Annotated in this window: 14 protein-coding genes; 9 read left to right on the plus strand and 5 right to left on the minus strand. The window is 71.9% G+C overall.

The annotated features are described in order from the left end of the window. Positions 1-87: 87 nt before the first annotated feature. Genes O3438_RS08950 through O3438_RS08960 form a run of 3 tightly spaced genes read right to left on the minus strand, consistent with a single transcriptional unit; the run spans position 88 to position 2689 of the window. Complete coding sequence (locus O3438_RS08950; protein ID WP_269679511.1) at positions 88-651, minus strand: GerMN domain-containing protein; 564 nt, start codon at positions 649-651, stop codon at positions 88-90. After that, complete coding sequence (locus O3438_RS08955) at positions 648-2003, minus strand: sensor histidine kinase (RefSeq protein WP_269679512.1); 1356 nt, start codon at positions 2001-2003, stop codon at positions 648-650. Before O3438_RS08955 ends, O3438_RS08950 begins: the two co-directional genes overlap by 4 nt. Next, positions 2000-2689, minus strand: coding sequence for a response regulator transcription factor (locus tag O3438_RS08960; protein ID WP_088989020.1), 690 nt, complete (start codon positions 2687-2689; stop codon positions 2000-2002). Before O3438_RS08960 ends, O3438_RS08955 begins: the two co-directional genes overlap by 4 nt. Positions 2690-2839: 150 nt before the next feature. On the opposite strand from O3438_RS08960, the gene O3438_RS08965 reads away from it, so the two are divergent. The 5 genes from O3438_RS08965 to O3438_RS08985 all read left to right on the plus strand — a co-directional run bounded on the left by O3438_RS08965 (position 2840) and on the right by O3438_RS08985 (position 7411). Next, on the plus strand, positions 2840-3196 hold the full coding sequence (locus O3438_RS08965; RefSeq protein ID WP_269679513.1) for an STAS domain-containing protein: 357 nt from the start codon (positions 2840-2842) through the stop codon (positions 3194-3196). Positions 3197-3209: 13 nt separating this feature from the next. Next, positions 3210-3800 (plus strand): STAS domain-containing protein, encoded by a 591-nt coding sequence (locus O3438_RS08970; protein WP_269679514.1) that lies wholly within the window; start codon positions 3210-3212, stop codon positions 3798-3800. Positions 3801-3855: 55 nt separating this feature from the next. Next, the gene (locus tag O3438_RS08975; protein ID WP_208744992.1) at positions 3856-4236 is read left to right on the plus strand and encodes a YccF domain-containing protein; all 381 of its coding nucleotides are present in this window, start codon (positions 3856-3858) and stop codon (positions 4234-4236) included. Between the two features lie 181 nt (positions 4237-4417). Beyond that, positions 4418-6553: an RNA polymerase recycling motor ATPase HelR gene (gene helR, locus O3438_RS08980; protein ID WP_269679515.1), complete on the plus strand. Its 2136-nt coding sequence runs from the start codon at positions 4418-4420 to the stop codon at positions 6551-6553. Positions 6554-6643: 90 nt separating this feature from the next. Further along, positions 6644-7411, plus strand: coding sequence for a hypothetical protein (locus tag O3438_RS08985; RefSeq protein ID WP_269679516.1), 768 nt, complete (start codon positions 6644-6646; stop codon positions 7409-7411). 41 nt (positions 7412-7452) lie between these two features. On the opposite strand, the gene O3438_RS08990 is transcribed toward O3438_RS08985, so the two are convergent. Further along, positions 7453-8019 carry an RNA polymerase sigma factor gene (locus O3438_RS08990; protein ID WP_269679517.1) on the minus strand — a complete coding sequence of 189 codons (567 nt, stop codon included), beginning with the start codon at positions 8017-8019 and terminating at the stop codon, positions 7453-7455. A gap of 38 nt (positions 8020-8057) precedes the next feature. Here O3438_RS08990 and O3438_RS08995 point away from each other — a divergent pair, with 38 nt between their 5' ends. After that, positions 8058-9413, plus strand: coding sequence for a serine/threonine-protein kinase (locus tag O3438_RS08995; RefSeq protein WP_269679518.1), 1356 nt, complete (start codon positions 8058-8060; stop codon positions 9411-9413). Here O3438_RS08995 and O3438_RS09000 read toward each other — a convergent pair. Beyond that, on the minus strand, positions 9410-10114 hold the full coding sequence (locus O3438_RS09000; RefSeq protein ID WP_269679519.1) for a hypothetical protein: 705 nt from the start codon (positions 10112-10114) through the stop codon (positions 9410-9412). The genes O3438_RS08995 and O3438_RS09000 overlap by 4 nt on opposite strands. Before the next feature lie 295 nt (positions 10115-10409). Between O3438_RS09000 and O3438_RS09005 the strand changes: the two genes are divergently transcribed. Genes O3438_RS09005 through O3438_RS09015 form a run of 3 tightly spaced genes read left to right on the plus strand, consistent with a single transcriptional unit; the run spans position 10410 to position 14367 of the window. Further along, positions 10410-12377 (plus strand): serine hydrolase domain-containing protein, encoded by a 1968-nt coding sequence (locus O3438_RS09005; protein WP_269679520.1) that lies wholly within the window; start codon positions 10410-10412, stop codon positions 12375-12377. A gap of 41 nt (positions 12378-12418) precedes the next feature. Beyond that, positions 12419-13714: a sensor histidine kinase gene (locus O3438_RS09010; RefSeq protein WP_269679521.1), complete on the plus strand. Its 1296-nt coding sequence runs from the start codon at positions 12419-12421 to the stop codon at positions 13712-13714. Positions 13715-13722: 8 nt separating this feature from the next. After that, positions 13723-14367 carry a response regulator gene (locus tag O3438_RS09015; protein WP_269683604.1) on the plus strand — a complete coding sequence of 215 codons (645 nt, stop codon included), beginning with the start codon at positions 13723-13725 and terminating at the stop codon, positions 14365-14367. The last annotated feature ends 6 nt before the right edge of the window (positions 14368-14373 follow it).

Here is a 14373-nt window from a genome sequence, read left to right on the forward strand (position 1 = left end):
CGCGCCCCCGCACCATGATCATCAAGGCAGGAGTCTAACAAGCACCGTCCATTGAGGTGACCCCGCGCCGGCCCGCGCCGACCGGGCTCACCTGTCGACGATGAGCGGGGCGTAGTCGGCGCGGGTGAGCGGGGCGACGGACAGGGAACCGTCGGCCCGGGGCACACCGAGGGCTCTGCCGTCACGCAGGAAGGCCACAGTCGTCACGTCCCCTCGGCTGGTCAGGGTGCACACGATCTGCCCGAAGGCGAGGACCTCGTCGCTACGGCCCGCATCGTCGGCGGGCGCGTCCACCGTCACCAGGGCCTGCATGCCGGTCACCGTCACACCAGCCGCGTTGACCGCACCGGGCAACGCGGTGGTCAGGCTGCTGTCGCGTTCGGCCCCGGTGGGCCCGGCGAGCAGATGCCGCAGGTGTTCGGCGACGCTGGGTGGGTTGTCGGCACGCCGGACCACCGGGACGATCCAGTTGTCGCGGACCAGGCAGAGCGTCTCGACGGCGCGGCCGGCCGGCGCGGTGGCGTCGGCGGGAGCAGCGCTCCGCATCGGCCCGCGCGGGGGCTGCACCGGCCGAGGGCTGTCGTCGGTCGGGATGCCGCAGCCGGCCAGCAACACGGTGAGCGCCAACGGGGCGAGACGACGTCGGTTCACGGCAGACTGCCCGGCAACGTGACCCGGAAACGCGCGCCGCCTCCGGGGCGGTCGACGACGGTGACGTGCCCCTCGTGCGCGGCGGCGTGCTGGGCCACCAGCGCGAGCCCGAGCCCGGTGCCGTCACCAGCGCCGCGCGTGTGGGCGACCCTACCCCGGACGAAACGGTCGAAGATCGCCTCACGGTCCTCCACGGGCACGCCCGGGCCGTCGTCGTCGACCTCGATCACGCCGGCGGCACCGTCGCGGCACAGGCGCACCGCCGCCGGGCCGGCGCCGTAGGTCACCGCGTTGTCGAGCAGGTTCGCCAGGACCTGGGCGATCCGCCGCCGCTCCACCTGCCAGATCCGGGGTACGTCCGGCGCCAGGTGGACGAGGCCGTCCGGTAGGTCGTACGCGTGGCAGGCCTCCCCGGCCAACGTGACCACGTCCACCGGGGCCCGGTGGGCGGGCTGGTCGCTGCGGGCCAGGTCGATCAGGTCGTTGACCAGTCGCTGAAACCTGTCGATCTCGTCGGCGACGAGGCCGGCGGCGGTCGCCGTCCGCTCGTCCTGGTGTTCCCGTCGACGGGCCAGGACGCTGGCCGCCGCGGCGAGGGTCTGCAACGGTGACCGCAACTCGTGGCTCACGTCGGCGGCGAACCGTCGGTCCCGTTCGATGCGGCGGGCGAGTTGGTCGACCATCTGGTTGAACGACGAGGAGAGACGGGTCAGGTCGGGATCGGTGGCCGGGTCCAGCCGGGCCGTGACGTCACCGGCGGCGATCTTCTCGGCCGCGTCGGCGACCGCCGTCAGCGGTCGTAGCCCGTGCCGGGTCGCGTACCAACCGAGGGCCGCGCCGGACCCGGCGACCAGCACCGCGACGGTCGTCAACGCCAGCGCCAGGACCTGGAGCGTCTGCTCCAGCTCGCGCAGCGAATTGACCTCGAAGTAGGCCGCCGTGGAGGACAGCGGCACCCCGACCACCAGGGCGGGTTGCCCGGCGACGCGTACCCGCTGCACCGCCGGTTCCCCGGCGGCGACGACCTGCCGCATCTCGGTGGGAATGGCGGCGGTGGTGCCCGGGTCGGCGGCGCGCGCGTACCACTCGCCGTTGAGGTGGAGCACCGGCCGCCGGCTCCCGCCGGTGTCCAGCGACCGGAGCACCTCCACCACGTCCGGAGTGTCGGTGTCGATCCCCGACTGCACCACTGCCGCGTCGAAGTACGCGGCGCGCACGGCGATGCGTTCCCGGTCGTCGAGCAGGGACCGACGGGTCAACTCGTAGGAGACCAACGCCATCGACGCCGAGAGCAGCAGCGCGCCCACTGTGAACGCCCCGGCGACCCTGGTCCGCAGGCCGACCCGTCTCATCGCTGGAGCTTGTAGCCCAGACCCCGCAGGGTCACCAGGTGCCGGGGGTTGGCCGGGTCCGGCTCGATCTTCTGCCGCAGTCGCCCGACGTGCACGTCCACCAGCCGTTCGTCGCCGCTGTCGTACCCCCAGACGCGTTGCAGCAACTGCTGCCGGGACAGCACCCGGCCGGCGTGCTCGGCCAGCTCACAGAGGAGCCGGAACTCGGTGCGGGTGACGGTCACCTGCCGACCGGCGCGGCGTACCTCCCCCGCTTCCGGGCTGATCTCCAACTCTCCGAAGGCCACCGCCGGCACCGGGTCCGGCGTCGATACCGCCGCCGGCGGTCGGGCGCGACGACGCAGGGCCCGCAGTCGGGCGGTCAGCTCCCGGATCGCCACGGGTTTGACCACGTAGTCGTCGGCGCCGGCTTCGAGGGCGGCCACGATGTCGTCGGTCTCGTCCCGGGCGCTGACCACGACGATCGGTACGTCGTCGTCCCGGCGCAGCTGCCGGATGCACTCGAAGCCGTCGAGCCCGGGCAGCATCAGGTCGACGAGGACGTAGTCGGCCGGGTGGCGGCGCTGGGCGCGCAGGCCCTCCTCGGCCGTGGCCGCGCCGAGGGCGTCGTAGCCCTCGTCCTCCAGTGCGAGCAGCAGCGCGAGCCGGATGCGGTCGTCGTCCTCGATCACCAGTACGGCCGTCATGTCGGAATCATCCTCGGCGGCTCGCCGGGTGGCCAACCGTGTCGGGCGACGAGCCGTTTTGTCACACAACTGTCATAGACCCTTGCGGAGATCGCCAACCCCGCCCCGCACGGTGGTAGTCGACCGAGCGGTGAGGAGAGGGGTACGGCCATGACAACGCCCGTGCTGCCGAAGCGGTACACGCTGCCGCTGGTCGAGGTACGCGTCGCCGAACTCGACCTGACCTGTCTGCCGGAGGTCGGTGCGATGTTCGACCGGGTGCTGGCCCTGTGCCCCGCGCAGGTCGTGGTCGACCTGTCCGACTGCCGGCATCTCGACGCCGCCGCCATCGGGCTGCTCCTCGATGTGCACCGGCGGTTGTCCCGGGCCGACGCGGTGCTCACCGTCCGCAACCCGAACCCTCGGGTCGGGCGCATCCTGCACATCGCCCGCCTCGACCAGGTGCTGTCGATCGTCACCGATCCGGGCGTGGCGGCGCGGACCGCACCAGGCCGGACCCGGACGTAGGAAGGACCCCAGCATGACCGTCGTCCCGGACGAGTACCTGATGACCCTGATCTGCGACACCTGCGGCGAGACCATTCGCGGTACCGCGTGCGTGCTCCCCGACGCCGAGGTCGTCTGGACCCTGGTGGCCGAGCACGGCTGGAGCGGTTCCCCGTTCGCCACCGGTCCGCACCGCTGCCCGCCGTGCAGCTTCCTGCCACCTCCGCGGGGCGGCAACGGGTCGTGCGACGACCACGGTCCCGGCGGCATCCTCGGCATCGACCACCTGGACGACGTGACGGTCATCGCCGCCACCGGCGACATCGACCTCGACAGCGGCGACACGCTGCGTACCGCGCTGCGGCACGGGGCCGAGGTGGGCGGGCACGTCGTCGTCGACCTGACCCGGGTGCACCTCATCGACTCGACCGGGCTCGGTCTCCTCGTCCGCGCCCACCGCGACGCCCGGGAACGCGGCGTCACGCTCTGCCTGGCGGCCCCGTCGCGGTTCATCCGCACCGTCCTGCACACCATGCGCCTGGACGGAGCGTTTCCGATCTTCGAGAGCCTCGACGACGCCCTCGTCCGGTTGTCGGGCCTGACCAGCCCGGCAGCAGCCCGCTGAGCAGGGCGACCGGGTGCCGAACGACCGGGTGGTGAGCATCGCTCATGCTGGAGTGGTGATTCGCTTCGTACTGAACGTGTTGTGGCTCGTCTTCGGCGGCGGCATCGTGCTCGCGGTCGGGTACGGCTTCGCCGCCCTCATCTGCTTCGTCCTGGTCGTCACCATCCCGTTCGGCGTCGCGTCGCTACGCCTCGCGGTCTACTCGCTGTGGCCCTTCGGCCGCACAGTGGTGCCCAAGCCCGGCGCGGGCGTCGCCTCGGGGTTGGCGAACGTCCTCTGGGTGGTGCTGGCCGGCTGGTGGCTCGCGCTGTCGCACATCCTCGCCGGCATCGCCCTCTGCGTGACGATCATCGGGATCCCGTTCGGCATCGCGAACTTCAAGCTCGTGCCGGCGGCGTTCTGGCCGCTCGGCCGTGAGGTCGTCGACGCTCCCTGAGCGGCTGCCCGGTCACCGGCGCCCTTGATCAGGGGAAAAGGGGGCCTGACGCGCCTCCGCCACTACTAACGTATATCGCACTGGGGGGCTTGCGGCAAGACCCCATATATGACGCAAAATCGTCGGCCGAAGCCAGATTCGGCCGAATGGAAGTCGTGAATTGCATTCTTTGCCTACCTCCGTGTTCGACCTTCCCGATCGCCTCTCCCCCAAGGCCGCCCCGGCGCTGATCGCCCGCGACGAACGGCACTTCGCGGCCATGGCGGAGAGCCTCGCGCAGATGACCGCCGACCTGACCGAACGCCTCGACACCGCCCGCCGGGCCCCCGGCGGTAAGGGCCGGCAGGCGGTGGACCGGGACGACGAAATCCGCCGGCTGAGCGCCCGACTGCGGGCGCTCAGCCGCTACGGACTGGACCTGTGCCTCGGCCACGTGGTCGAGGCGGGCAACCCGGATCCGGTGTACGTCGGGCGTCGTGGTCTCACCGACAGCGAGGGACGGCGGTTGCTGCTCGACTGGCGCTCCCCCGCGGCCGAACCGTTCTTCGGCGCCACCCACGCCAACCCGATGGGCCTGACGAGCCGCCGCCGGTACCGGTGGACGCGCGGCCGGATCAGCGACTACTGGGACGAGGTCTTCACCACCGACGGGTTCGTGGGTCACGCCGCCGCGCTCGACGACCAGTCCGCGTTCATCGCCAGCCTGGGCAGCGCCCGGTCGAGCCGGATGCGCGACGTGCTCAGCACCATCCAGGCCGACCAGGACGCCATCATCCGGGCCGGGTCGGCCGGCGCGCTCGTCGTGGACGGCGGTCCGGGCACCGGGAAGACCGTCGTCGCCCTGCACCGCACCGCCTATCTGCTGTATTCCGACCCGCGTCTCGGTCAGCGTCGGGGTGGGGTGCTCTTCGTCGGGCCGCACCAGCCCTACCTGGCGTACGTGGCCGACGTCCTACCCAGCCTCGGCGAGGAGGACGTGCAGACCTGCACCCTGACCGACCTCGTTCCCGAGGGCGCCACGGCGACCGTCGACACCGACCCGGAGGTGGCCCGGCTGAAGTCCTCCGCCCGCCTGGTCGAGGTGATCGACGCGGCGGTCAGGTTCTACGAGGACCCGCCGGGCACACCGATGACGATCACGACCGAGGACGCCGACATCCGGTTGGGCGCTGACGACTGGGCCGACGCGTTCCAGGCGCCCGGACCGGGCACCCCGCACAACGAGGCACGCGACGAGATCTGGGAGGAGTTGCTCACGATCCTCGTCGACAGGTACGACGGTGAGGTACCGGACGACGCGCTGCGGGCTTCGCTGCTGCGCAACCAGGCGCTGCGGGCGGCCTTCAACAGTGCCTGGCCGGTGCTCGACGCGGCCGACGTCGTCGGCGACCTGTGGTCGGTGCCCGCGTACCTGCGCAGGTGCGCGCCGTGGCTCACTCCGGAGGAGGTACGCACGCTGCAACGCCCTGACGCCCAGGCCTGGACGGTGTCCGACCTGCCGTTCCTGGACGCCGCACGGCATCGGCTCGGCGACCCGGAAGGCGCGGGCCGCAAGGGTCGGCGCGACCCGGCCGCCGCCGTGGAACGGGACCACATGGCCCGGGTCGTCGACGAGTTGCTCGCCGCCGACGCCTACGACGACGGGGAGGGTCTGCTGGCGATGCTGCGCCAACCGGACCTGCACGAGGTTCTGATCGACAACTCGGCGCTGTCGGACGCCGATCCGGACCTGCTCGCCGGCCCGTTCGCACACATCGTCGTGGACGAGGCTCAGGAACTGACCGACGCCCAGTGGCAGATGCTGCTGGCACGATGCCCGTCGCGCAGTTTCACCATTGTGGGCGACCGCGCCCAGGCCCGGCACGGGTTCACCGAGTCGTGGCAGGAGCGCCTGCAGCGGGTCGGGCTGGACCGGATCAACCTGGCCTCGCTGACCGTCAACTACCGGACGCCGACGGAGGTCATGGCGGTGGCCGAGCCGGTGATCCGGACCGCGCTGCCGGACGCCAACGTGCCGACGTCGATCCGTGGCAACGGGCTGCCCGTCGTCCGGGGAACGGTGTCCGAGTTGAGGTCGACGCTCGACACCTGGCTCGACACGCACGCCGACGGGATCGCCTGCGTGATCGGTGACCCGACGTTCCCGCCGACGTCCCGCGTCCGGTCGCTGAGCCCGGAGCAGGCCAAAGGGCTGGAGTTCGACCTGGTCGTCCTCGTCGACCCGGACACCTTCGGCACCGGCATCCAAGGGGCTGTCGACCGCTACGTGGCGATGACCCGGGCCACCCAGCAACTCGTGATCCTGACCAGTGCCTGACGCTTTTTCGCAAGTGCCCTCGGTCAGCCCGCGTGTATCGTCGTGCTCTTCGGCCGCGGAACACGGCCGGAGTCCCCGAAGGCCCTTCCCATGACGCAACCCACGCCGGCCCGGCGTCGACTCGACGCCGCCCTGGCCCGTCTCGCCACCACCTTCCTTGGCATGGCCGCTCATCCCGACGACGACAACTGCGAGTGTCACTGGGGCAGCGCCGAGGAGCTTGCCCTACTCAAGACCCCGGACGTCGAACTGAGCCCGGACCTGTTGCGCCGTGCGTACTGGGCCGGCGACTGGGAGTTTCCCGCCGCCATGCTGCGCCGGATCCTGCCTCCACTCGCCAGCGCTCTGGTCAGCGGCGAGGTGGTGCGTCTGGGCGGCATGGATGAGGCGGGACGGGCCTTCGCACGCGGCCGCTGGCAGCAGTGGCCCACCGAGCAGTCGACGGCGGTCCGGGAGTTCCTCGACGCCTGGTGGGTCGTCACGCTCACCGACGAGGACGCCGAGGTCCCCGCGTACGAGGTGCTGGCAGTGCTCGTGGAGGCCTCCGGCGCGCTCGGTCGGTGGCTCGACGCCTGGGCGACGGCTACCGGTCCGGTCGCGAGTCGACGGCTCGCCGAGGCGTTCGATGAGTGGCAGTACGACCTGCTCTGCGACGACCCACCGTGGAGGACCTGGGAGTTGACCGACGACGAGGAGGAGGTCCTGCGCGTGGAGCTCACCGCGTGGCTGCTCCGGCACGCCCCGGACCGGCTACGGATGATCGGTGCCGACTCCACACTGGTGCACCGGCTCGGGCTGCTCGGGGTCGCCGTGCCGGACCGATGGGACGACCCACTCATGCCGAGTCTCGTCCTCTGACCGGCCCGGCACGGCGGGCAGCACCCGGTCTGACGCTCTGCTCAACCGCCCTGCAACGACTCCCGCACGTGCCGACGAGCGTGATGGATCCGGGACTTCAGCGTGCCGACCGGGATGCCCAGTTGACCGGCGATCTCCTGGTAGTCGAGCTGACACACGTCGCGGAGCACGAGCGCCGTCACCAGCTCCGGCCGGTGGGCCTCCAGCCGGTCCAGCGCGTCGAGGAGGTCGAGACGGGAGCCGGCGATGACGCTCGTCGTCCGGGGGTCGACCAGGTCGTCGGGCAGCAACGCGCTCGGCACCTCGGCGGCCCGCCGCCGCAACGACCGGTAGGTCTGGCGGGCACAGTTCGCCACCACAGTGTGCAACCAGGTCGTAAACAACGACCGGCCCTCGAACCGCTCGATGTGCCGGGCCACCTGCACCAACGCGTCCTGCGCCGCCTCCTCCGCGTCCTGCCGGCAGGGCAGGAAGCGTCCACACTGCTCAAGGACCCGCGGCCCGATCGCGGCCAGCAACTCGTCGAGGGCGGCGCGGTCGCCGGCCGCCGCCCGCCGGGCCAACTCCTCGGTGTCGGATCCGATCACCACCCGCGCTCCCCCGCTCATGGGCGTCACCGGTGTCCCGGTCGTCGGATAATACGGTCGTGTCCATCCCGCCACAGGTCGGTCGCTACCGCATCGCGCACCCGGTCGGCGCCGGCGCGTTCGCCACCGTCTGGTTGGCGTACGACGACGAGCTGCGGTCGCCGGTGGCCGTGAAGGTGCTCGCCGACAACTGGTCGCAGCGGGCCGACATCAGGGGGCGCTTCCGCCAGGAGGCCCGGTTCATGCGGCAGGTCGACTCCGACCATCTGGTCCGGGTGCTGGACGTCGGTGAGCTGCCCGACGGTCGGCCGTACCTGGTGATGACGTACGCCGCGGGTGGCAGTCTCGCCGACCGGCTGGACGACGGGCCGATGCCGGTGCGCGAGGCACTGCGCGTCGCCGCCGACATCGCGCGGGCGGTGGCCGTCCTGCACGACAACGGTGTGTTGCATCGCGACCTCAAGCCCTCCAACGTCCTGTTCGACAGCACGGCCGGCGATCGGGTGCTGGTCGCCGACCTGGGGTTGGCCAAGACCCTCGCGCACGCGTCCGGGTTCACAGTGGTGGCCGGCACTCCCGCCTACATGGCCCCCGAGCAGCTCGTCCCCGGCGGTGGGATCGACGTGCGCGCCGACGTGTACGCGATCGGCGCCCTGACGCACCACATGCTCACCGGGTCGCCGCCGGGGCAACCGGCGGCACCTCGCGCTTCCGCCGCCGTCGAGCGGGTCGTCCGCCGGGCGATGCATCGCGACCCGGACCGCCGTTGGCCGACGGCGGCCGCGTACGTCGCCGCGCTGGAGGGTCTGCTCGCCAGGCGGCAGGTCACGGCCCGACCACCCGCGCACCGCGTCCGCCGGTCCCTCGCCGCCGTCGGCATCGTGGCCGCCGCGCTGGTCATGGCCGGGTCCGCCGTCCCCTCCACAGCGCCATACGGCTGGACGCGGGTGGGCGACGCGACCGGCACCGTCTCGGTGGCCGTGCCGGACAGCTGGGCGAGGCACCTGCGCGACAGGGGTTGGAATCCGGCCGTGATCGGTCTCTCCGAGGAGCGCCGTCCTGGCCTGCTCATCGGAGCGGACCTCACCGAATGGGCCGACGTCGACAGCGCGACACCCGGTGTCTTCGTCGGCGTGAGCCGTACCCTGCCGGCGACGGAGCGGCCGACGCTGCCCGACCACGGCGGATGCACTGGTGCCCCCGGGCGAGCGGTCACCGTCGGAGCACTCAGTGGGACGGTGCGGCGCTGGGCCCGCTGCGGGGGCACCGAGAGGTCCTTCAGCGAGGTCACCCTGGCCGGCGCGGGAGGCTCCTTCGGGGTGTACGTCCAGGTCAAACAGACCGACGGCGGCGACCGCACCGACGAGGTCCTCGACACGTTGCGGGTGGACGACTCGCTGCTCACGCAAGGCTAGAACCGTTCCCAGTTGCCGGCGTAGTCCATCATGCGCCAGCGGCGGGTCTCGGTGCCGCCGTCGAGCTTGCGGACGGTGGCCTCCACGTGGAAATCCACGATCCGGTACGAGACGAACGTCATGACTCGGTCGCCGGACGGGCTCGGGTCGTCCCCCTTGATGACCGGCCGCGCGAACCGCTCCTTTCCGTCGTCGGCGAGCTGGACGGGCACCAGCGCCTGCCGCCGGGCCGCGCCGGGGTTGCCCAGTTCGACGAGGACGAGGGCGTCCTCGGTCGCCGGTGCGTCCGCCGGCTCTTCGGCGATGAAGTCGGCGTACGCCGGCCGCGCGCCTCCCGGCAGGATCCGGCACGGCACGTCGAAGCCGTTCGACCCGTTGCGGAACCTCACGAACTCGTCGGACTCACCGCAGAAGTTCAGGCTGCGGATCACCGCGTTGGGCCAGTCGGTCCTCCTCATCTCGCTCACCGGAGTGGCGGGCCCGGAGGTGCGGGTGGCCGGAGCGCCCGGGGCCGAGGTGCGGGTGGCCGGAGCGCTCGGAGTGGAGCTGGGGGTCGCCGAAGCGCTCGACGCCGACGGGCTCGCGCTGGCGGACGGAGAGCCGGCGGGTGCCGCGTCACCGCCGACCCGTTCGACAGGTGAGGTGCACCCGGCGACGACCGTGACGGTGAGCAGCACACCGGGAAGCAGCGTGGCGCGCATGGCTGGTCCTTTCCTCCGCGGGCTCTGTCACAGGGTTGGATGCACCGGCACGGGCAGTGGTTCACGCGAATGGACACCCTGCCCTCCTCCTCAGGTCGTAAACGCATTGCCGTCCTGCGCCAGATGGTTCGGGCCGATCGCTCGAACAGGCTGGAACCAGGCACCGGGTGACCCCGCACGGACCTGATCCGGACACCCGTTCCGCCTGGGAAGGCACTGGCAGACCATGCGCTCTCGCACTGTTCCTCGATCCCGCTCACACCGACCCGCACGACTGGTCGCCCGACTCGGGGCGGTGCTGACGGCCATGGTGGTCGTCGCCGTGACCACAGCGGGCTGCGGCGCGTCGCCGGGCGACCCGGCCCCGGCCGCCGGCATCCCGGCAGCTCCCGCCGGCACGGGCGGGACGGATCCCGCCCTGACCGGCACCGACGTCAACGCCTGGCTGGACGGCCTGCTGCCGGCCGCGCTCGACCGTACCGGCATCGCGGGGGCCACTGTCGCCGTCGTGAACGACGGCAAGATCGTCACAACCCGGGGGTACGGGTACGCCGACACCGGCGACGGTGGCGAGGGGGCCGTACCTGTCGACCCGGACCGGCACCTCTTCCGGATGGGATCGGTGTCGAAGCTCGTCACCGCCACCGCCGTAATGCAACTCGTGCAGGACGGGAAGCTCGACCTCGACGCCGACGTCGAGACGTACCTCGACTTCGAGCTTCCGAGCGGCTACGAGCGGGCGGTGACCCTGCGGCACCTGCTCACCCACACCGCCGGCTTCGAGGAGCGGATCGCCGGCCTCATCGGCACCGACGGCAGGAGGACCGACCTGCGCAAGGCCCTGATGACCGACCCGCCGGAGCAGATCTACGAGCCGGGCACCGTTCCGGCCTACTCCAACTACAGCAACGCGCTCGCCGGCTACATCGTCGAACGGGTCAGCGGAACGCGCTTCGAGGAGTACGTCCAGCGCAACGTGCTGGAGCGCGCGGGCATGCCGTCGTCGACCTTCGAGCAGCCCCTACCGGCGGCGTTGCGCGACCGGATGTCCAAGGGGTACGACACGTCCTCCGCACCCGCCGCGCCCTTCGAGATCGTCGGCACGCCCCCGCCCGGCGCGTTGAGCGCCCCCGCGACGGACATGGCGCGGTTCATGCTCGCCCAGCTCGGCGAGCCGGTGGGCTTCGCGCCCCTGCTGGACCAGCCGACCCGGGAGCTGATGCAGCGTCCGGCACTCGACGCGACGTCGTTGGGCACCCTGGCCGACGGACCGCGGATGACCCTCGGTTTCTTCGAGGAGGACCGTAACGGCCACCGGATCCTCGGCCACGGAGGCGACACCAAGTACTTCCACTCGCACCTGCAGATCTACCCCGACGACCGGGCCGGCATCTTCCTCGCCCTCAACAGCAACGGATCCGGTGGCCTCGACAGCCACGAGCTTCGCGAGGCGGTCGTGCACGGCTTCGCCGACCGCTACTTCCCCGCCCGCGCCGGGCAGCCGAGCACGGGCGTCGACGCCGCGACCACCGCCACGCACGCCCAGCTGGCCGCCGGCATGTACGAGTCCTCGCGGGCGATGCGGAGCAACTTCCTGACGGCGATCGGCCTGGTGGGCCGGACGACGGTCAGCGTCGCCGACGGCGACCGGCTACGGTTCGAGCCGGGTCCGCTGTCGGACTCCCCCGCCCTCTACGAGGAGGTCGCGCCGTGGGTCTGGCGGGAGGTCGGCGGGCAGCGCACGATCGCCATGCGGGCCACCGACGACCGGGTCGAGGCGATCAGTTTCGACTCCGCGTTCACGCTGCTGCCCGTCGAGCCCGCCCGCGCCTCGGCGGTCGCCATCCCGGTGCTGGTCCTGTCGACTGTCGTGCTGCTCCTCACCGTCCTGGCCTGGCCGGTCGGCGCGATCGTGCGCCGTCGGCTCGGCGGCGCACCTCGCGAGCGGGCCGGGCGGACCGCGCGGATCCTGAGCCGCGTCGCCGTCGCCGGTACGCTGCTCGCCTTCGCCGGTTGGGTGCTGAGCATCGGCACCATCATGAGCCTGCGGGACGTACCCGGGCCCGCCCTGCGCGGCATCCAGGCGCTGCAACTGGTCGGTCTGCTCGGCGTGCTGCCCGCCGGCGTCCGGCTGGCCGACGACGTCCGACGTCACGTCGGTTGGCGACGGATCGTCGGCAGCGGCCTGATCCTGGTCGCCCTCGCCGGAGCGGGCTGGTTCGCCGTGGAGTTCCGGCTGCTCGCGCCTAGCATCTCCTACTGAACGCCCGAACCGGAACGATCCGGAGCAAGGACGCGAACCGCATGAGGGACCACACCGGCACCGAGCCCGGCACACCACGACTGACGAGGTGGCTCGACGCACGGCTGACCCGGCTCGGAGTGACCGGCGTGTTCGCCCGGGACAGCCTCCTGGCGGCGGTCCTGACCGTCCTGACCTTCGTGCTGCTGGCGACGCTGTTCTGGTTCGCGGCACCGGAGGACGGGGTGTCGTTCGACCCGACGCGGGCCTGGCTGATCATCGCCATCTGCTCCGCGCAGGCGATGCTGCTGTGCCTGCGTCGGGTCCGGCCACTGCTCTGCCTCGCGCTCGTCGTCGGCCTTCAACTGCCCGTCAACGGCCTCTCCCTGCCCGAGGTGACCATCCGGGGCGTCGCGCCGTTCGTCGTGGCGTACACCGTCGGTTCCTTGTTGCCGGTGCGGCGCGCGTTGCTGGCCGTCGGCGTGGCCGTGCTGGCGGAGTCGGTCGGGGCAGCCGTCGTGGTGACCCCCGACCTGCTGACGGGCGTCGCGTACGTCTCGGCGAGCGCCCTGACCTACGCCGGCGCGACGTTCGTCGGCGGCTACGTGGCCACCTACCGGCGCTACGTCGAGCTGGTCCGGCTGCGGGCCGACGAGGCGATCCGGGAGCAGCAGGCGAAGGTCCAGGCGGCCATCGGCGCGGAGCGCTCCCGGATGGCCCGGGAACTGCACGACGTGGCGGCCCACCACCTGTCCGGTGTGGTCGTGCAGGCGGCGGCGGTGGAGCGGTTGATCGACCGCGACCCGGCTGCCGCGAAGGCGGGGGTCGCCTGGATCCGCAGTCAGGGCAAGGAGACCCTGGACAACCTGCGGCTCGTCGTCGGTGTGCTGCGCGGTCGTCCGGGGCACGAGGACGGCGACGGCGCCGCCCCGGTGCCCGGGCTGGACGCGCTCGACGAACTGGTCGACACGGTGGGCAACCTCTCTGGGCCGGTCGAACTCGTCCGGGAGGGGCAGCCACGTGCGGTGTCGCCGATCGCCGACGTGGCGCTCTACCGCATCGCGCAGGAGTCGCTCAGCAACGCCCGCCAGCACGCGCCCGAGGCACCGGTACGGGTGGCACTCCGCTTCCTGCCCCGCTCGGTGACGCTGGAGGTGGTGAACGCACCGGCCACCCCACGATCCGGACCGACCACCCGGACCGGCGGCGTCGGGCTGGTGGGCATGCGCGAACGCGCGCAACTGATCGGGGCGTCGTTCGCGGCCGGCCCGACCCCGGCCGGCGGATGGTCGGTCACCACGACGCTGCCGACGAACGGTCCCGTCGCGTCCCACCCGAGGGAAGAGGCAACCAATTGATCAGGGTGATGCTCGTCGACGACCAGGCGATCGTCCGCGCCGGCTTCCGGGTGATCCTGGAGGACGCGGGAGACATCGAGGTCGTCGCGGAGGCGTCGAGCGGGTCCGCCGCCATCGAGCTGGCCCGCCGGCTGCAACCGGACGTCATCTGCATGGACGTCCGGATGCCCCACGGCGACGGGCTCAGCGCGACGCGGCAGATCCTCGCCGACGCGACGGGCACACCGCCGGCGGTGCTGGTGGTCACGACGTTCGACCTCGACGAGTACGTCTTCGGCGCGTTGGAGTCCGGTGCCAGCGGGTTCATCCTCAAGGACAGCGAACCGGAGGACCTCGTCGAGGCGGTCCGCCGCCTCGCCAACGGGTACGGGCTGGTCGACCAGGCCGTCACCCACCGGGTCATCTCTGAGTTCGCGAAACGCACCCCCGCTCCCCCCTCGGACGCCGCGGCGGCGCACCAGCTCACCGCGCGGGAGACCGAGATCGTGGAGCTGCTCGCGCAGGGCCTGTCCAACGTCGAGATCGCCGACCGGCTCTTCATCGAGACGAGCACCGTCAAGTCACACCTCGGGCGGGCCATGGCGAAGATCGGCGTACGGGACCGGTTGCAGACGGTGGTGTGGGCGTACCAGAACGGGGTGGTCCGACGGTGACGGCCG

Source organism: Micromonospora sp. WMMC250, assembly GCF_027460215.1.
Lineage (GTDB): Bacteria > Actinomycetota > Actinomycetes > Mycobacteriales > Micromonosporaceae > Micromonospora > Micromonospora taraxaci.